Annotated in this window: 21 protein-coding genes; 6 read left to right on the top strand and 15 right to left on the bottom strand. The window is 35.3% G+C overall.

The window, feature by feature from the left end; all coding sequences use genetic code 11:
* Nucleotides 1-9: 9 nt before the first annotated feature.
* The 10 genes from Q0871_RS15785 to Q0871_RS15740 all read right to left on the bottom strand — a co-directional run bounded on the left by Q0871_RS15785 (nucleotide 10) and on the right by Q0871_RS15740 (nucleotide 7,258).
* The gene (locus Q0871_RS15785; RefSeq protein WP_299325385.1) at nucleotides 10-405 is read right to left on the bottom strand and encodes a Dabb family protein; all 396 of its coding nucleotides are present in this window, start codon (nucleotides 403-405) and stop codon (nucleotides 10-12) included.
* Nucleotides 406-429: 24 nt separating this feature from the next.
* Complete coding sequence (locus Q0871_RS15780) at nucleotides 430-1,050, bottom strand: DUF4230 domain-containing protein (RefSeq protein WP_027065061.1); 621 nt, start codon at nucleotides 1,048-1,050, stop codon at nucleotides 430-432.
* Entirely contained in the window at nucleotides 1,043-1,402 is a 360-nt protein-coding gene (locus tag Q0871_RS15775) for a DUF4260 domain-containing protein (RefSeq protein ID WP_299325384.1), read from the bottom strand. The genes Q0871_RS15780 and Q0871_RS15775 overlap by 8 nt, the downstream gene beginning before the upstream one ends.
* A gap of 2 nt (nucleotides 1,403-1,404) precedes the next feature.
* Nucleotides 1,405-2,151: a cyclase family protein gene (locus tag Q0871_RS15770; protein ID WP_299325383.1), complete on the bottom strand. Its 747-nt coding sequence runs from the start codon at nucleotides 2,149-2,151 to the stop codon at nucleotides 1,405-1,407.
* A 102-nt stretch (nucleotides 2,152-2,253) separates the two neighbouring features.
* Nucleotides 2,254-3,387, bottom strand: a complete 1,134-nt coding sequence (gene hemW / locus Q0871_RS15765) for a radical SAM family heme chaperone HemW (protein WP_299325382.1) — start codon at nucleotides 3,385-3,387, stop codon at nucleotides 2,254-2,256.
* A gap of 45 nt (nucleotides 3,388-3,432) precedes the next feature.
* On the bottom strand, nucleotides 3,433-3,798 hold the full coding sequence (locus Q0871_RS15760) for a four helix bundle protein (protein WP_299325381.1): 366 nt from the start codon (nucleotides 3,796-3,798) through the stop codon (nucleotides 3,433-3,435).
* Between the two features lie 92 nt (nucleotides 3,799-3,890).
* Nucleotides 3,891-4,448, bottom strand: a complete 558-nt coding sequence (ruvC, locus tag Q0871_RS15755) for a crossover junction endodeoxyribonuclease RuvC (protein ID WP_276491889.1) — start codon at nucleotides 4,446-4,448, stop codon at nucleotides 3,891-3,893.
* A gap of 5 nt (nucleotides 4,449-4,453) precedes the next feature.
* Nucleotides 4,454-4,930: a hypothetical protein gene (locus Q0871_RS15750; RefSeq protein ID WP_299325380.1), complete on the bottom strand. Its 477-nt coding sequence runs from the start codon at nucleotides 4,928-4,930 to the stop codon at nucleotides 4,454-4,456.
* 244 nt (nucleotides 4,931-5,174) lie between these two features.
* Nucleotides 5,175-6,899 (bottom strand): TonB family protein, encoded by a 1,725-nt coding sequence (locus Q0871_RS15745; RefSeq protein ID WP_299325379.1) that lies wholly within the window; start codon nucleotides 6,897-6,899, stop codon nucleotides 5,175-5,177.
* Entirely contained in the window at nucleotides 6,896-7,258 is a 363-nt protein-coding gene (locus Q0871_RS15740; protein WP_299325378.1) for a BlaI/MecI/CopY family transcriptional regulator, read from the bottom strand. The genes Q0871_RS15745 and Q0871_RS15740 overlap by 4 nt, the downstream gene beginning before the upstream one ends.
* Nucleotides 7,259-7,402: 144 nt before the next feature.
* Here Q0871_RS15740 and Q0871_RS15735 point away from each other — a divergent pair, with 144 nt between their 5' ends.
* Nucleotides 7,403-7,918 (top strand): DUF456 domain-containing protein, encoded by a 516-nt coding sequence (locus Q0871_RS15735; RefSeq protein ID WP_299325377.1) that lies wholly within the window; start codon nucleotides 7,403-7,405, stop codon nucleotides 7,916-7,918.
* Nucleotides 7,919-7,926: 8 nt separating this feature from the next.
* On the opposite strand, the gene Q0871_RS15730 is transcribed toward Q0871_RS15735, so the two are convergent.
* Nucleotides 7,927-8,484, bottom strand: coding sequence for a nitroreductase (locus Q0871_RS15730; protein ID WP_299325376.1), 558 nt, complete (start codon nucleotides 8,482-8,484; stop codon nucleotides 7,927-7,929).
* 111 nt (nucleotides 8,485-8,595) lie between these two features.
* Entirely contained in the window at nucleotides 8,596-9,489 is an 894-nt protein-coding gene (locus Q0871_RS15725) for a LysR family transcriptional regulator (protein ID WP_299325375.1), read from the bottom strand.
* An 84-nt stretch (nucleotides 9,490-9,573) separates the two neighbouring features.
* Between Q0871_RS15725 and hutH the strand changes: the two genes are divergently transcribed.
* From hutH to hutG, 4 genes are all read left to right on the top strand, one after another.
* The gene (hutH, locus tag Q0871_RS15720; RefSeq protein WP_299325374.1) at nucleotides 9,574-11,148 is read left to right on the top strand and encodes a histidine ammonia-lyase; all 1,575 of its coding nucleotides are present in this window, start codon (nucleotides 9,574-9,576) and stop codon (nucleotides 11,146-11,148) included.
* Nucleotides 11,149-11,152: 4 nt separating this feature from the next.
* Nucleotides 11,153-12,400 (top strand): imidazolonepropionase, encoded by a 1,248-nt coding sequence (hutI, locus tag Q0871_RS15715; protein ID WP_299325373.1) that lies wholly within the window; start codon nucleotides 11,153-11,155, stop codon nucleotides 12,398-12,400.
* 85 nt (nucleotides 12,401-12,485) lie between these two features.
* Nucleotides 12,486-14,486, top strand: a complete 2,001-nt coding sequence (locus Q0871_RS15710) for a urocanate hydratase (protein ID WP_299325372.1) — start codon at nucleotides 12,486-12,488, stop codon at nucleotides 14,484-14,486.
* A 79-nt stretch (nucleotides 14,487-14,565) separates the two neighbouring features.
* The gene (gene hutG, locus Q0871_RS15705; RefSeq protein ID WP_299325371.1) at nucleotides 14,566-15,522 is read left to right on the top strand and encodes a formimidoylglutamase; all 957 of its coding nucleotides are present in this window, start codon (nucleotides 14,566-14,568) and stop codon (nucleotides 15,520-15,522) included.
* Nucleotides 15,523-15,705: 183 nt separating this feature from the next.
* Here the strand turns inward: hutG and Q0871_RS15700 are convergent, their stop codons facing one another.
* Both Q0871_RS15700 and Q0871_RS15695 read right to left on the bottom strand, forming a co-directional pair.
* Nucleotides 15,706-16,059 carry a pyruvate kinase gene (locus Q0871_RS15700; protein WP_299325370.1) on the bottom strand — a complete coding sequence of 118 codons (354 nt, stop codon included), beginning with the start codon at nucleotides 16,057-16,059 and terminating at the stop codon, nucleotides 15,706-15,708.
* 104 nt (nucleotides 16,060-16,163) lie between these two features.
* Nucleotides 16,164-16,622, bottom strand: a complete 459-nt coding sequence (locus tag Q0871_RS15695) for a small multi-drug export protein (protein ID WP_299325369.1) — start codon at nucleotides 16,620-16,622, stop codon at nucleotides 16,164-16,166.
* 232 nt (nucleotides 16,623-16,854) lie between these two features.
* Between Q0871_RS15695 and Q0871_RS15690 the strand changes: the two genes are divergently transcribed.
* The gene (locus Q0871_RS15690; protein WP_299325368.1) at nucleotides 16,855-18,246 is read left to right on the top strand and encodes a Gfo/Idh/MocA family oxidoreductase; all 1,392 of its coding nucleotides are present in this window, start codon (nucleotides 16,855-16,857) and stop codon (nucleotides 18,244-18,246) included.
* On the opposite strand, the gene Q0871_RS15685 is transcribed toward Q0871_RS15690, so the two are convergent.
* Nucleotides 18,247-18,720 carry an Lrp/AsnC ligand binding domain-containing protein gene (locus tag Q0871_RS15685; protein WP_299325367.1) on the bottom strand — a complete coding sequence of 158 codons (474 nt, stop codon included), beginning with the start codon at nucleotides 18,718-18,720 and terminating at the stop codon, nucleotides 18,247-18,249.
* Between the last annotated feature and the right edge of the window lie 382 nt (nucleotides 18,721-19,102).

The following is a 19,102-nucleotide window of genomic DNA, read 5'->3' as shown; positions in this document are numbered from 1 at the left end:
ATTTTGATTTTAGATTCCTGTTGAATCGTAAACGATTACTTTAGACCACAGCTTTTCCGACTCTGCAATAAACAGTTTATGCGGAGCTTCATCTTGGTAAGCTTGTTGAGACTCTGCAGAATCAAAACTTACAATTAAAGAATAGGTAAATGAACCATCTACCACATCTCTGCTAGCTCTTGGAGGTGTACCAATAAATTTTGTTTTTGCATAACCGGAGTTATCCAAAAACTTACGTAATGAAGTCTCAAAAGCGGTACGGTCTGCCTGATTATCAGGATTTTTCAACCAGAAAAATACGGTATGGGAAAAATTAGAATCGAATTCTGTCATTTCTTTATCATTTTGACCAAAAGTTATAGTGGTCATTAGTATTAATACAAGGATACAAATTACGTTTTTCATTTTTTAAATCTAAGTTGTTTGTTGTTATTTTTCTAGTAGTTCAATTTGTTTTTGGGGAATTTTAAGAGCAGAATAATCTAGCTCCCACCCTATAGTCTCAACAATTTTTTCCATTATTAAAACTGTTTGCAATGCTTCTTTTCGAGCGGTATCCATCAATCCGCTTTCTGGTATTTTTTCACGTATATGTGTTTTTGCCTCTGCATTAAGTTTGGTTAAATCATCTGGCGCAAAGAAATTGAAGAACCCGCTTTTAATATCATAAAACTCCAATTCCGGTTCAATACTCAAAACTTCGGGCTCTGGAAAATTATCTAGAATTATCTTTTTATTAGCTTCATCTGCATGCATTAGCAATTTACTTAAATCGTAGCCAATATGAGCTTTTGCCTTTATCACCACAAGCGCTTTCTTTTTGCTACTTACCAAACTCAGAAAATCTTTTACGTTTTCATATTTATAGATTTCAGCAAACTCCCCCTCTACAGATATCAACTTACAAACGCTCTTCATCTTTTCTAATAATACGGTAGATTGATGTGTAGTAATCTCTTTGCTCTTTTTGCCTTTAAAAAAATTAAAAAGCCAGTACATACCAATAGCACCTAAAACTAAGCCGAGAATGGTATCGAAAATGTTATCCATTTTTATTTCCTATTTCACCTAAATGAGTAAACTTAAACCCCTTTTCATATTTGAGTCCATAGCCAAATATACGGTCCATCGCTATATGTATAAAAAGAATTGTGCCAATTAATTGTATAATGGGTAACATTAAATAAATTCCCAGAAAGTATAAAAGTATGGCTACTCCTCTATGATGAAATAAGTTATAACAAATTGCACCTACTTTTGAACCTAGCAAGTAACCCAACATAGATATATCTGGGGTCAGAATTAAAACAGGCAGCCACCACCATTGGTAGCCTAATAAGCCGAACATAAAAATACCCAGAATCATTAAGGCTAACTCTTCTAATTTCAGTAGATTTTTCATAGTCATTCTATTTTATAAAGCACCGGTCTACTTGGGCTAGCATCATTCTCAAAAGGTGCTACTTGTAAATTTAAAAAGTACGATCCGTCAACAATCGCATCTGGCACATAAATAAACTCTGTAATAGTTGCACCAAGTCGAACATCGCCGTTGATATTCCAAAATGCTTTGTGCGCCAAAAGCTTACCATCATCTTTTTCTTTATCGACAGATGGTAGGTCTATCAACAAATGCTCCACACCCAATTCCCTTATAAACAACATAGCATCTTCTAATATGTAAGGCGGATTCGTATGCGAATACTGCCTATTTCGTTTTGACTCCAGGTTAGGAAGCGTTCTTATCACTAATGCATTTGGTGTTTTACCGCCAAGTGTCTTTTGAAAATGATTTTTTGTAATAACCAAATCTCCTTTTTCTTCTAATGGTGTAATGGTAATGACCTCAGCCAAAAAGAAAAACTGTTTTAAATGCTGATTTATAGATTGATGCTCTGCAGAAATATGACCAACACACTCCGTATGCGTACCATGCGAATGCGGATTGAAAGATATATCATAAAAATTAGTACTTGACCCAGCTGCTATACTCCCTGTAAAATTGGCTTCTCTATGAGGCTCAATTATTGGGGCTTTAACATACCAAGCGTTTACATTATCATCTTTATTGCTTATGGATATAGAGATATCTAAGGGCTTAGACAGGTCTATTTGATACTCGTTAGTGTTATAACTTATGGTAGTCTTCATTTTACAATTTGTAAATCTATGTGCAGAGGTATGGTTAGGGCTTTTCTTTTAAGAGTTAGAAAATTACGAATTTTTAGATTGCTCATAACAAGCTTCTTCCATCTATTTCAAATTCACCATAAACAGATCTGCCGCAATGCCATCGGCTAAAAACATCCCTTTTTTTGTGGTTTTAAGGATGTCACCATCAACGAAAAGCAAATGTTCTTCTATGAATTTATCAGCTTGCATTAGCGCGTATTCTTTGTATTTAGGTCCGAATTCAGTTGATATTCTAGTAAGAGACACCCCCCAAATGGTGCGTAACCCTGTCATCACATACTCGTTGTATTTATCGGTAGCAGAAAGCACCTCAACTTCCATAGGAACTATATCTTGTTCTATGGATTTTATATACTTAGGGTTGTTATTGATGTTCCATCCTCTACGTACTCCATCAAAAGAATGTGCAGACGGACCAATACCGATATATTTTTTCTGCTGCCAATAGGCAGAGTTATTCTTAGAATAAGACCCTGGTTTTCCAAAATTGGAAATCTCATAACAATCAAATCCTGCTGCAAGCAAAGTCTCGTTCAGCAGGTTAAAATGCTCTTGCGTTTCTTCGTCAGTAGCGGGAGTAATTAATCCATCCTCCACAAACTTCGCAAGTGCAGTTTTGGGCTCTACCGTAAGGGCATAACTAGAGATATGCGGAATATTAAAATCAAGTGCTTTATTAATATTTTGCTTCCATCGCTCTAAAGTCATATTTGGCATTCCATAAATAAGATCGATGGAAATATTATCGAAATGCTTACTAGCTAGTTCAAGACTTTCTTCCGCCTCCAAAGCATTATGAGCCCTGTTCATAAGCTTTAAATCTTCCTCAAAAAATGATTGAATGCCTATACTTAGTCTATTTATTGGGCTAGCCGCCAATTGCAGAATTTTCTCTTCGGATAAATCATCAGGGTTTGCCTCTAAGGTAATCTCCGGATTGTCTACAACATTGTAATGTTCACGAACCGCATCTATCAACTGCTCAATTTCCTCAGTCTCTAAAACAGAAGGCGTACCACCACCAAAATATATAGTTTCAACTTGTTCCCCAAAAAATTCCGTCTTGCGTATTTCCAACTCTTTACATAATGCATTCACCATCGCCTCTTTCTTCCCCATAGTGGTAGAAAAATGGAAATCACAATAGTGACACGCTTGTTTACAAAATGGAATGTGGATGTAGATACCTGACATAGTTTCAGTTTTCAGTGGGCAGTACCAGTTTTCAGTTTACAGTTCTTAGTTTGAACCAAATTTACTTGGGTTATTAATCATATAATTTAACAGCTTACCAACTTCTTCACTATCTTTTATAAAATCATTAAATGTTATTTGGTCAATATAGTCACATTTATATGCAAACTCTAGCCAGGTTTGAGTTTCTGAATTTTCAGCATCGCTATCAGTTAACTTACTTATAAAGTGCTTAGGATAACTTCTTTTACGATATGCTTTTGCAATGTTAGCGCTGACACTTCTAGAGGAACGTCTAATTTGGTCAGTCAAGGAATATTTCTCCTCTTTAGGAAAGTTTTTTGAAATATGAAATATTTTCATTGCAAGTGCAAAAGACTTCTTATAAGCCAACAAATCTTGAAACTGCATAAATTATTTTTACTGATTACCGCGTACTATTTCTAAATATGTATACCTATTACTTAACGTTATTGCTGATAACTGATACTGAGAACTGAACACTATTTCTTAACTCGTTTCTCATTCTGCTTCACAAAAGCATCCCAACCGGAGTAACTTTTACCGACTACGTCTATTCTTCCTTGATTATAAAAATGACATACGGCAGCAGCTAGTCCGTCAGTGCTATCTAGATTTTTTGGGAGTGTTTTTAGTCCCAATACACTTTGTAACATTCTAGCAACTTGCTCTTTACTGGCATTACCATTTCCGGTAACTGCCATTTTAATTTTTTTGGGTAGGTATTCCGTAATTGGTATTTGACGCGAAAGTCCTGCAGCCATGGCAACACCTTGTGCTCTGCCTAGTTTAAGCATCGATTGTACGTTCTTACCAAAGAAAGGTGCTTCAATGGCAATCTCATCTGGGTGATAGGTATCTATCAATTCGATAGTACGCTCAAAAATGAGTTTTAATTTGGTATATGGATCACTATATTTTTGAAGTAAAAGTTCGTTCATTTGTATAAACTCCATCTTTTTACCTACCACTTTTATGAGTCCAAAACCCATAATAGTAGTACCTGGGTCAATACCCAATATTATTTTCTCGTTCGCCAAAATGCTTAGTTTGTATTTAATTGAACCGGAATTCGATATTTAGTATTCACCGGAATTCCTCTTTTTAAAGCGGGTGCAAGTTTAGGAAGATTCTTCAAGCTTTGCGTAATTACTCCATCAAATTCTGGCATTTGATTTAATACTACTTCATTTTTATAAATATCGGCAACTCTTATTTTACCTAGGGTATCAATGATAAAAATAACTTCAACGGTTTCACTTTCCTTATCGGTCAAGGTGAATTCAAAATCATTTAAGGTTTCTTGAAAATGAGAAATAAGGGTTTCTTCAAAACATATTTTTTGCTGTTCTTTGGTAACCGCTTCATCGCAAGTATAGAAAAACGGATAAGAATCTACACTGTTCCAATCCATATGGCGTAATTCCTCATCTATAAGCTCTTGTGTTCGTTTTTGTTTAGATTCAAAGAACGAACATGAACTTATAAGTATCATTAAAAGAAAAAACACAACTCGTTTCATTACACCTGTTCTACAAGTGAAATTACGATTTTTTTAAGGAGTTTAATCTTTGGTAAAATGGATTTCTTCCTTTAATTCATAAATACGTTTTTTAGCGGTTTCATAATAATACGGATGCCCATTCGGGTAATCATTTAAAAAATTCTGATAATAGGTTAATTTCTTCTAAAGAATTCATGCAAATTAGTAAAGCCGAGGTATAGACCTCAGCTTTACAAGCTAAAACATGTTATGAATAGAATACTTACTTTTTAATTTTAATTTCAACAACTCCATTTTCACCCTCCCTACCATATTTTTCTATCGCTTTTTGATCTTTAAGAATAAAAATACTTTCAATAGTATTTGGGGCTATAGCTTCCATTTCTAGTTTAGTGATTTTTCTATCATTAACATAGTACAATGGATCCACCTCACTTTCTTTCGAAATTTCGGAAACCATGTTTGAAATATCATCATCCTGTAATTTAAACTGAACAGGAATAGAAAAAGGAACATTCACAGCCACACCATCATTTTTACCAGGTGTCATTTTTGGTAATCTTTTAATAATACGTTCAACCTCATCTTCGAGTAATTTATCTGGACCTCGCAGTTTAATATTTTCAATTGTACCTTCTTTGGTTATCAAAAACATTGAATTTACCCTACCCTCTATATTCGCATTTTGAGCTGCCTGTGGGTAATTAAAATGTTTACCAATATGCTGTTGCATTTTATCATTAAAGCAAGCTCGTTTATCGTCTGCATCTTCACAACCAGGAAAAACCGGAACTTCATCAACTACGGCAAAAGGAACAGCATCATCTTGAACCTGGATTTGTTTTGCACGATCTGAGTTTAATTTAAAAAAATCAAAATCATCTTCCAAAACCTTCGATTCAATATGCATTTTAGCATTGATAAAAACACCATCTGGTCCTGAGATTCCAGAGCCCTTGGGAGCCTTTGAAAAAGTAATCTTAGATTGTTCATCCTTCACTATCATTGACCAGTCCTTAGGTTGTACAGAAAGCTCAACCAGCTGACCATAAAACTGGTTGCTTTTATCTAAACTAAGGTTGTCAATATTAGCTACCTCAAATTGTGGATGAAGATTATCTTTATTCTTAGAATTTATTTCGCAGCTGGTATACAACAACATCCCTAACACCATAGGCACTAATAATAAATACTTCAACTGCCAAACTTTCTTTGATTTTGATTTTTGTAACATGATTATTCGTTTTTTGATTAATGATTGTGTAAAAAATTGATTGATGAATGATATATGTTCGGTTTGAAAAACCTGAGCCAATAACTGCTCATAATGATCCGTTTTATGCTCTTTTGATACTTGAGCATCGGCAATAAATTCATGTAATTCTGAAATACGATTTTGATATACGTACACTAGCGGATTAAACCAACCTACAATTCTCATAAACTCAAAAAATAACAAGTCGTACGTATGCCTTTGTTTTATATGTACCAATTCATGGGCGATTATGGTATCATGTTTCATCCTCAATACTTTATCTCCAATGAAAATGGATTTAAAAAATGAAAAAGCAATGTTACTGTTTGTTATTACTATTTGGGTAAATAAGGGATATGTAACTTTCTTCCCACTTTTTCGTAAGAGATACAACTGTCTTATTTTTAATCCGAATATCAATAATGCCACTAACATTCCCCCATAAAGAATTCCTTCTTGCCAGGTTAAATTGAATCCCGTTGATTCTTCAACTTGTACTACAATATCTGCATTTTGTAATCCCCATAAATACTCAGGATATTGCACAAACCTCTGAGGTACTTGTTGCTTAAAAGCTTCTATTTTTACCCAAGGCAATACCAAAGACAAAACAAAGGTTCCTATTAAATACACTCTGTTCCACTGAAAAAAAGTCTCTTTCTTTAGAAAAAAGTCATAAATAACCAAGAAAAGAAGCTGAAAGGCGATGCACTCCAAAATGTATTGTATCATGGTTTTTCCTTTTTAATTTCATTCAATACCGACTCTAATTCAGAAAGGCTCATATCATTCTTCTTCATAAAAAAAGAGACCATACTTTTAAATGAACCTTGAAAATAGCCATCTACCAGTTTATTTATAGACTGATTACTGTAATCTGATTTCATCACCAATGGGAAATACAAATACCCTTTCCCTAACTGTTCATGATTTACGAAACCTTTACTTTCTAAAATCCGAACAATAGTAGATACTGTATTATAGGCGGGTTTCGGTTCAGGTAATTTTTCAATGATCGCTGCTACGTTACATTTCTGTAATTCCCACAACACGATCATTACTTCTTCCTCTGCTTTTGTCAACTGCTTCATTCAACTAATCTTTTAGTTCTATGTTCAAATATAACTAAATATTTAGTTTAAACTAATTTTATAGTTGAAAAAATTACTTTTGATAGGTGATCATGTAACAAATGCAACCTATATTAGTCTTATAAGCAACACTTACTATTTACAATGGATATATTTTTATTAGTTCTAGGATTCATTTTAATGCTCGTAGGCATTTTTGGAAGCTTCTTACCAGTGTTACCTGGTCCACCAATTAGTTGGGTAGGTTTACTTTTACTATACTCTACCAGCGCAATTACCATGAATTGGACGTTCTTGGGCATTACCCTTGCCATTGCTTTAATAGTCTTTGGACTAGATTACGTAATACCAGCCATAGGAACCAAAAAATTTGGAGGCACGAAAGCGGGAGTTATCGGCACCACTGTAGGATTGTTGGTTGCGCTAATATTCCCTATACTCGGACCATTCGGAATTATTGTATGGCCTTTTGTTGGTGCTTTAGTAGGAGAATTACTGAATAAGGCAGACAAAAAAACCGCTACGAAAGCGGCTTTTGGTTCCTTTTTAGGATTTTTAACTGGTACTTTTTTGAAATTTATGGTCGCCATTGTCTATTTAGGACTCTTCATTTCAAAAGCTTGGGAACATAGTAGCGCCCTATTTCCTTTCTTTAATTAACGGAGTAATTAATCCGTTATCCATTTTGTTTTACTTTCAATAGGCTCGCGTTTACCTTCGGTCAATTCACCATCGAAATTACCCATATAGAAAAAACCTAGGCATTTTTCGCCTTCGGCTAAGCTTAAAAACTCACCCATGTGTTTTATGAGTCCCGGTGAAGACCAGTACGATCCTATACCCATTTCTGTACATTGTAACCACATGTTCTGTACTGCCATAGCAACCGCAGCTACTTCTTCCCATTCTGGTAAAGATTCTTTAGGGTCTCTTTGCATGCAAATTGCAATTATAACACTTGCCATTTGTGGATTCTCTTGAAGTTTTTTAACCTTTATAGCTTTTGGCCTTGGGTCAACTTCCTCATACTTCTTAGATAAGAAAGTACCTAATCGACCTTTTGCTTCCCCTTGAATCACTTTAAAACGCCATGGCTCTGTACACTTATGGTTAGGTGCCCAGTTTGCCGCTTCTAAAACTTTCTCTATATCTGCCTTCGCAATCGGTGTATCATTATATTGCACCGGAAATACCGATCGTCTCTTTTTAATTATATCAAATATCATAGTTTCATTGTTGGTTTATTCGCTGTGCGCGAAACGCCAAACGCAGCACGCTCTATTTTCTAATTAAAGTAAAATTAACCCTTCAAAAACTCATTCTATGTTAGATAAGTATTAAAACTTATCTTTTAAAAGTAACTCCATACAATTCTTAAGAACCGGATTCGTATGTTCCTTTTTCCAAATTACAGATAATTCTGCTCGTTGAGGAATGTCTTTTAATTCCACAAACTTTACGCGCATTTGAAATCCGTTTTGCAAAGATGTAGGAACAATGGCGATTCCCATTTGATTCTCTACCAGCTTAAAAATAGTATGGGCATGAACAGATTTGTGTGAGACCTTAGGTGCAAAACCGGCATCTTGACATATACTCAAAATGGTTTCATAGTACAGCGGACTATAAGCCTGACTGAATAAAATAAATTCTTCATTCGCAAATCGCTCCATTCCGTCAAACTCTCTCGTTAACATCGGGTATCTTTCTGGTAACACCAACGAAAAGGTATCAGTCAAAACAGTTTTCATTTCTAGGGTACTTGGCACTCTAGACACACGCACAAAACCCATATCTAAGTGATCATTTAAAACCGCATCTACTTGGGCAAAATTAGATAGCTCCTCTAAAGACGTTTTCACCTTCGGATATTTTTCTTTTATGCCCAATAATAGTTTAGGTATTACTTGTTGCATAGCCGAGCCTAAAAATCCGATTCGTAACTCTCCACTATTACCATCACCCACCAATTTCAATTGCCGTTCTACCTTTTCCATATGGTTAAATATGAACTCGACTTCCTTTTTCAAGTAGTGCCCTGCAGGAGTTAAAGCAACTTTTTTCTTATTTCGCTCAAACAATTGGGTTTCTAGAATATCTTCCATCTGCTTTATCTGCCTACTGAGTCCTGGTTGTGAAATAAACAGTTTTTCTGCAGCTTTTCTAAAATGCAATTCTTGTGCTACTGCTAGAAAGTAGTTAAGGTGACGCAATTCTATTTGATTACTCATAGTTATGGATTGATGACAAAATTGATATTACCAAGTATCAAAAATAGGTATTAATTTTAATTATAATATTCAAGACAGAAAGCTATGAGCACACAGACGTTTAAATTGGGCGAAGATTGGCTAACAGCCGGTAAAGCAATGCAAATTGTTCATGGTGAAATTAGCCCCATACTGTCAAAAGCTACAAAAGATAAAATAATTAAAAGCTGGGAAATTGTACAGAACATTGTAGATAAAGGATACCCCGTATATGGTATAAATACAGGCTTCGGTCCGTTATGCACCACCAAAATATCTAAGTCAGAAACCAATATTCTACAGACCAATATACTTCAAAGTCACAGTGTAGGCGTTGGTGACCCTATAACAAAAGACATTGCAAAATTGATGCTCATTCTTAAAGCACAATCGTTGGCAAAAGGATATTCGGGGATTGCATTGAATACACTAAATAGAATTATCTGGCATATCGATAATGATACTATTCCCATTGTTCCATCACAAGGATCAGTTGGTGCATCGGGGGATTTAGCGCCGCTTTCCCATTTATTTTTACCGCTTATTGGTTTAGGTAAAGTGGAATATAAAAATGAAACCATAACAACGAAAACACTTTTTGAAAAAACAGGATTAGCACCAATTGCTCTAGGTCCAAAAGAAGGGCTGGCACTTATTAACGGAACACAATTTATAGCGGCACATGCTGTAAAAGTAGTAGCGCAATTACATTCTATTTTAGCACAAGCAGATGTTATTGGCGCTATGATGATAGAAGGTTTGCAAGGTTCTGTAAAACCGTTTTACAATGAGCTTCATGCATTACGACCTTTTAAAGGGAATGTACATGTAGCAAAACGAGTTAAAAAATTACTGAAAGGCTCTGAAATTATGGAAGCCCATGTAGATTGTGAGAAAGTACAAGACCCCTACTCCATCCGTTGTATTCCTCAAGTTCATGGGGCTTCAAGAGCAGCATGGTTACATTTAAAAGAATTATTAGAAGTAGAGTTAAATTCGGTCACCGATAATCCCGTAATTATAGATGAAGAATTGACCATTAGTGGTGGTAACTTTCACGGTCAGCCGTTAGCAATGGCTTTGGATTATGCCTGTTTAGCAGCATCTGAAATCGGTAATATTTCAGACCGTCGAATTTATTTATCCCTAGAGGGTAATAGTCCCGGTGTTCCAAAACTTCTTATGAATGACACCGGTATAAATTCCGGATACATGATCTTACAATATACCACCGCAGCATTGGCAAGTGAAAATAAGGGACTTTGTTTTCCGTCAAGCGCAGATAGTATTCCAACTTCCCTTGGTCAAGAAGATCATGTAAGTATGGGATCTATTAGTGGTAGAAAAGCGTTACAGGTTATTGGTAATGTAGAAAAGATATTGGCAATTGAATTATTGACTGCTGCACAAGCTTTCGAATTTAGAAAACCGTTGAAATCTGGCATATATTTAGAAGAAATACACAATGCCGTTCGCAGCCAAGTGGCTTTCGCAAGTAAAGACAGAGTATTTGCAGATGATATTGAAAAGGGTATTGCTATGATTAAAGATCAGACCATACTAAAAGTTATAGACCGGGTACAAGCAGAACATAACATATCTTTAAAGACAAAACACTCAGAAGAGTTCGAAAACTACTAATCTAATGACAAAAAGAACACTTATAGGTCCGTTTAAACAGATACTACCCATGACAGGAATAAAGCTCAAAGGAGCTATTTCTGACCATGAGCTTGAAGTGATTGTTGAGGGCGGAATTTTAATCGAAGACAACCTCATCTTAGCCACAGGGAATTTTGAAGATTTAAAATTGAAATATCCAGAAGCAGGTGTTCAATTGCTAAAAGGAAACCATGTTTGTGTACCTGGTTTCGTTGATGCTCATACCCATATTTGTTTTGGTGGCTCACGTGCTAAAGATTACGCCATGAGAAATGCAGGAAAATCATATTTAGAAATTGCACATTCTGGCGGTGGCATTTGGGATACCGTTACCCAAACCAGAAAAGCAAGTATAGAGGAGTTAACGAAAAGCACTATAAAAAGAGCCAATCGTCATCTTAAAAATGGAACGACTACTTTAGAAGTTAAAAGTGGCTACGGACTAACCGTCGATGAAGAACTGAAAATGCTTCGTGCTATTAAAGAAGCCGATAAAGAAGCATTGCCTGAATTAATTTCTACTTGCCTTGCAGCGCACATGTTACCCAAAGATTTTGATGGCTCAGAGACCGAATATTTAAAAATGATTTCTAAGGAGTTATTCCCCATTCTTAAAGAAGAAAACCTAACACAACGTATTGATGCGTTCATTGAGCAAAGTGCTTTTTCTGCGGATGATATACAGGCATATTTTTCAAAAGCTAGTCAGATGAATTTTGACATTACCGTGCACGCAGATCAATTTTCTGCAGGCGGCAGTAAAGTAGCAGTTGAGTTCAATGCTGTAAGCGCAGACCATTTAGAAGCAAGCGGAGATACAGAAATAGAATTATTAGCACATAGCGAGACTATTGCAGTAGCACTACCAGGAGCTTCCTTAGGTTTAGGATGCGATTTTACTCCTGCTCGAAAGTTATTAGATGCAGGTGCAGCCCTTGCCATTGCAAGTGACCACAACCCTGGATCTGCACCAATGGGCGATTTACTGACCCAAGCCAGTATTCTTGGAACATTTCAAAAATTAACGAATGCCGAGGTCTTGGCAGGAATCACTTTTAGAGCTGCAGCAGCATTGAAACTAGAAGACAGAGGGAAATTGGAAGCGGGACTACTAGCGGATTTAGCCGTTTTTCATTCAGATAATTATCAAGATATTCTGTACAATCAAGGAAATCTAAAACCGTGTATGATATGGAAAAATGGGAAGTTGGTTTTTGATCGACATAAGTAGTTGTTGGTTGTTGGTTGTTGGTTGTTGGTTGTTGGAAAATAAACCTCTAGATCCAAAACCAAATTAATTTATTTAAAAATTAAAGATGGATTTTAAAGCACAGATACAGATTGGTATACCAACAGAACTTCCTCCAAAAAAAGAGCGTTCTACTGCGGTAAGTCATGCGCCAAATAGAAAGCAAATACTTTCTAAAGAAGAAAAGCAATTGGCAATTAGAAATGCGCTGCGTTATTTTCCCGCGGACTGGCATGCTGTTTTGGCTCCTGAATTTGCTGAAGAGTTACAGACGTATGGTAGAATTTACATGTATCGCTTTCAACCATCTTATGATATGCATGCCCGAGCTATTTCAGCATATCCGGCACAGACTAGTCACGCTGCCGCAATCATGCTCATGATTCAGAATAATCTAGATCCTGCCGTAGCGCAGCATCCCCAAGAATTGATTACTTATGGTGGAAACGGTGCTGTATTCCAGAATTGGGCTCAGTATTTATTAACTATGCAATACTTGTCAGAAATGACCAATGAGCAGACCTTACATATCTATTCTGGGCATCCTATGGGTTTATTTCCCTCATCAAAAGAAGCTCCAAGAGTTGTGGTAACTAACGGAATGATGATTCCCAATTACTCCAAACAAGACGATTGGGAAAAATACAATGCACTTGGTGTAACCCAATACGGTCAAATGACTGCGGGTTCTTATATGTACATAGGTCCGCAAGGTATTGTTCATGGTACTACAATTACAGTAATGAACGCATTTAGAAAGGTGTTAAATACGGATGAAAATCCCAGTGGAAAAATATTCTTAACTGCGGGATTAGGCGGAATGAGCGGTGCACAACCAAAAGCTGGTAACATTGCAGGATGTATTACTATTTGCGCAGAAGTGAATCCGTTTGCGGCAAAGAAAAGACATGAACAAGGTTGGGTAGATGAATTGATCGATGATTTAGATATTTTAGTAACCAGAACAAAAGAAGCCACATCTAAAAACGAAGTTGTATCACTCGCATTTATAGGCAATGTGGTCGATGTATGGGAACGCTTCTTTAAGGAGGACATATTCATTCACCTCGGTTCTGATCAAACATCGTTACATAACCCATGGGCAGGTGGTTATTACCCAGCAGGATTGACTTTTGAAGAATCTAATGAAATGATGAATCAAAATCCTGATGCATTTAAAACAAGTGTTCAAGCATCTTTACGAAAACATGCAGATGCCATAAATCTACACACCCAAAAAGGTACCTATTTCTTTGATTACGGAAATGCCTTTTTGTTAGAGGCCTCAAGAGCAGGTGCTAATGTTATGGCTGAGAATAAAATAGATTTTAAATATCCGTCGTACGTTCAAGACATTTTAGGCCCTATGTGTTTTGATTACGGATTTGGACCATTTCGTTGGGTGTGTTCTTCTGGAAAAACAGAAGATTTACAGAAAACAGATGCGATTGCATTGAGAGTTTTAAAGGAAATTAAAAAAGATGCTCCTGCAGAAATTCAGCAACAATTACAAGATAATATTAAATGGATATCTGAAGCAGAGCAAAACAAATTGGTCGTAGGATCAAAAGCAAGAATCTTATACGCAGATGCAGAAGGTAGAGCAAAAATAGCATTGGCATTTAACGACGCCATTGCTAATGGAGAGTTAAGTGCACCTATTATCTTAGGAAGAGACCACCATGATGTAAGTGGTACAGATTCACCGTACAGAGAAACAAGCAATATTTACGACGGTAGTAAATTTACTGCAGACATGGCCATACATAATGTTATTGGCGATAGCTTTAGGGGAGCAACTTGGGTTTCTATACACAACGGTGGCGGAGTTGGCTGGGGAGAAGTCACCAATGGCGGATTCGGTATGGTATTAGATGGATCAAAAGATGCAGAACGAAAATTAAAAAACATGCTTTTCTATGATGTAAATAACGGAATTGCAAGACGTAGTTGGGCGAGAAATAAAGAAGCAATGTTTGCATTACAACGCGAAATGGAGAGAACCAAAACATTAAAAGTTACCATACCAACATTAGTAAAAGATAAACATTTAAAAGATTTATTTTAAAAATGTAAGATTAAGACTACTTTATCGTTTTAATAAAACGACAGATTCAAAATCGTAATATTTATCTGAATTAAATGATATGTCAAATTATAAATTAGCTAATAAAGATAATTGGAAAGGACGTATTTCTGACCAACAGCTCTATCTGCACGAAAAAATATCATTTTCTAGTATTAAAGACCCTTTACCTGTTACGAACAATAAGACAATAGCTTTATTGGGCTATAGCAGTGACGAAGGTGTGAGACGAAATTCTGGCAGAGTTGGTGCCGCATTAGGACCAGACGAAATTCGTAAGCAATTAGCGAAAATGCCAAATCATTTAAAAGATAATACCCTATTAATAGATTTTGGAAATTTAGAATGTAAAGATCAAGATTTAGAAGAGCAACAAATCGAATTTACTAAGGCCGTAAGCCATTTAATAAAAAATAGGGCAACACCTATACTAATTGGAGGTAGTCATGATTTGTCATATGCTCACTACAACGGTTTACTAGAACATGTAAAAACTAAAGAAAAAATAGGAATTATTAATTTTGATGCTCATTTTGATTTAAGGGCAAATACCAAAGAAAACAATTCTGGCACACCGTTTTACCAAATTGCCTTAGATCATCAAGAAAAAGGTCTGGTAATTAAATATATGGCTTTAGGCATACGAAAAGATGCAAATACAAAGGATTTATTTGAATTTGCCGAGACGAATCAAGTCAACTACCTTTTTCAGAAGTATTTTAATATGAACTACCTTGAACATGTTCAATTAAGGCTCATTCAATTTCTAGAAGATGTAGATTATGTGTATACTACAATAGACTTAGACGGTTTTTCATCCGCTTTTGCACCAGGTGTAAGTGCTCCATCGCCCATGGGTTTTTCTCCAGATATTGTATTAGAAAGTCTAAAATTAATCATCGATTCTGGAAAATTAGTAGGTTTTGATGTAGTTGAATTAAACCCTAATTATGATATTGATGACCAAACCGCAAAACTTGCAGCATCTTTAGTACATTATGTTATTCACAAGATATAGGGTAAAAACAAAAAAAGCCTCCCTTAATGGAAAGCCTTTCATTGGGTTCTATCGATTAAATTCGATAAACACAATTGCCTCAAATCTCTTTGAGACACAACACAACGCTGTAAAGGTAATAAAGCTTTTTAAATAAAAAAACGGTCTGTTCATTTCTTGTGACAACTATAGCCTTTCTGAATATTACTGCTCTTCTTCAGTTTTGAACATCTTATAGATATGTTGTTTCTCTTTTAGGGTAAATTGTTTCTCTTCAAACCAGTCATGAATTCTTATTTTTTCATTTTCTATCTGGGCATTTCTAATTGCTTTTAAAGAAACAATATGCCAATGCGACCCCTTATTTCTATTCACAGAATAGCCTACATCTTCTATTATATACGATTGTTTTGGTCTATTAATAAGTCGTACTCCATTTTTCAAAACCGCTAGGGTTTCGGTTAGTCGAACAACTTCAGAAAAAGAATATCTAGCAAAATCGTTAAAACCATTCTGCTCGACATTATATAATTTATCACCAATATTAAGGGTATCCATAGCTTCAAAAAGCTACAAATTTAAAAGGCAAAGTTTGTTAATGAAATTTTTTGTGGGTATAGTTATTCACAAAAAAAAAGGATAAAAATATTTGCGTTCAGTTATTACGCCATACCCTTCATGGTCAACAAAGTAGTTGCCCAAACAATTAAAGAAGATAAAAATATACCAATGGTATTTGCCAAAAAGGCTTTTTTTCTTTCAATTTTAAAAAGGTAACTGGCAATACTACCTGCATAAACACCAGTGCCTGGTACGGGTAACATCACGAAAAATATGAGTCCGTAAAATCCGTATTTTTTAATCTGATTTCCAGAACCTGTTTTTGCTCTTCTTGCAACGAATAATGCATTTTTTTTATAGAAATGCCACCTAAGTAAATATCTATTTACGGTGTTTAAGAAAAACATCATGATAGGAAACACCATTACATTAGCTAAAAAACAAACTATAAAAACCACATAAATATTCCCCCCCTGTAAAAGACCGTAGGGTATACCAACTTTAGCTTCTCCTAATGGGGAGATACTCCAAAGTGCTGCTATAAGTATATCTTTCAACAATTTTGTTTTTTTAAGCGAATGCAAAATTACGTTGTTCTAGAAAAATTTAGTGCCATTTAAATCATAAATGTTGCCAATTGGTCAATTATACAGGTGAATGACCATAAATTACGTAGCGTCGACTTTAAGAATATTAAGATTCCAAGATTATGCTTCAACTGCATATACCTAAGACCATAATTATTTGGTATTTTTAATAGCTTACAACAACTAATTTCAACGTTTACCCATCATGACAAAAAAGAATTCTAGAAGGTCGTTTATTAAACGAGCTTCAATTACCTCTGCCGCATTGAGCACAACCCCATTTCTTCTTGCAGCATCAAAAAATGAACCTCAGCTTTTACATAGAAATTATTCAATTAAAGACTTTAGTATAAATGACCAAATTAACATTGCCCTTATAGGCACTGGTATACAAGGTATTTATGACACACAGGCAGCTTTACAAGTAGATGGCATAAAATTAGTAGCGGCATGTGATTTATATACAGGCAGACTTGATCGAGCAAAAGAACTCTGGGGGCAAGATATTTTTGTAACGAGAGATTACCGTGAAATTTTAAATAGAAAAGATATTGATGCCGTATTAATAGCAACACCAGATCATTGGCACCAAACGATAACCGTAGCCGCATTAAAAGCAGGCATGCATGTGTATTGCGAAAAGCCAATGATTCAAAATTTCAACGAAGGCCAAGAAATTATTAAAGCCCAAAAAGATTCTGGCAAAATTTGTCAAATAGGTAGTCAAGGGATGTCATCACTTGGTAATGAAAAAGCTAAGGAACTTTATGAAGATGGTGCTATCGGTGATATCGTCATGTTAGATATGTATAATGATCGATATTCTGCGGAAGGAGCTTGGCAATATCCAATACCTACAGATGCCAGTTCCAAGACTGTTGATTTTGACACCTTTTTGGGGAGCGCACCAAAAGTCCCTTTTGATAATAACCGATTTTTTAGATGGAGAAACTATCAAGATTATGGTACTGGTGTTGCCGGAGATTTATTCGTACATGCGTTCTCTACCTTAAACTATGTAATAAGTTCAGACGGACCGAACAGGGCTTTAGCGACTGGCGGACTCCGTTATTGGAAAGATGGTAGAGATGTACCCGATGTTTCTATTACATTGTACGACTACCCAAAAACAGAAAGCCATGCTCCTTTTAATGCAGCGTTTCGTATTAATTTCATTGCTGGTAGTGGCGGTGGTGGTGGGTTCAAATTAATTGGTACCGAAGGCGAGATGGAAATAGGTCAGAATTCGGTTACGGTAAATCGCTCTAAATTGGGTATGGAACCTAGCGGATATTCAATGATATCATTTACAGAAGATATGCAAGCTAAAATAAGAGCGGAATACACTTCTAAAAAATTGAATACTAGAGCAAGTAGCTTGGAAACTGGTACAACAACATGGCAAGCACCAAGAGATTATAAAGGAGCGCATTATGATCACTTCTTTAATTTTTTTACGAGTATAAGAACTAATGGAAAAGTAATACAAGACCCAAAATTTGGATTAAGAGCAGCAGGTGCGGCTCTTTTGGCAAATGAGAGTTATTCTAGAAAACAGCCTGTGAATTGGAATCCTACAGAAATGAAACTATTGTAATTAATCTTCTTCTACGGCAACGAATTGAATATGACGTTCCAAATTCTCTTCTATTGATATAAAAGATTCTATACCACGTATACCTGAAATACTCAGAATTTCATCTTGATATACTTGTTTATAGTGAAAGCTATCTCGAGCATGCATTTTTATAAAGATGTCGTATTTACCAGTTACGTGGTGTATTTTAACCACCTCTTCAATTTCATTTAAACGCTTCATCACTTTTTTAAAAAGACTTATTTCACTTAGAAAAATTCCGAGGAAAATCGTCATTTTCCAACCCATTTTAGCATAGTCTAAACTTAAGGTTGCCCCAGTAATCAAACCCATTTCTCGCATCTTTCGCATTCGCATATGTACCGTACCAGGAGAAACAATTAATTTCTTAGCTACATCTGTATATGGTGTTTGCGCGTTTTCTGCTAAAATGTTTAAAATACTAAAATCAACTTGGTCTAATTTGTTCCTCATATGTCCTGTTGGTTTAAATGGCTATTTCAATAAAAGCTGAATATTTATTGAACAATTGTAAGTATTTAACCCTTTTTAACAAATTTAATTTATACTTATCTAATTGTTAGTTTTAATATGGCAATAAAATAGCCAATTAATGCGTTATTATTTATTTTCTCCTTATCAAATTGTTAATTACATAAAAAGCACTTTTTTAGGCGGTAATATCAAATTGTTAGATTTTGATTTTCAAAAAACTAAAAATCTAAATTATTGATAGTTTTTACTTAAAAAACTATCAATAATTTAAAATTAAACTTCATAATGCTTTAAATAGCAGGCATTTAAAAAACTGCATGTTTTTTTATCCGTAGAACAATTTATAATATTGTCTAAGTCA

The organism is uncultured Maribacter sp., assembly GCF_947500985.1.
In the GTDB taxonomy this organism is placed as follows: domain Bacteria; phylum Bacteroidota; class Bacteroidia; order Flavobacteriales; family Flavobacteriaceae; genus Maribacter.
Note: the sequence above shows the minus strand (reverse complement) of the source record. Positions and strands in the feature narration are given on the sequence as shown.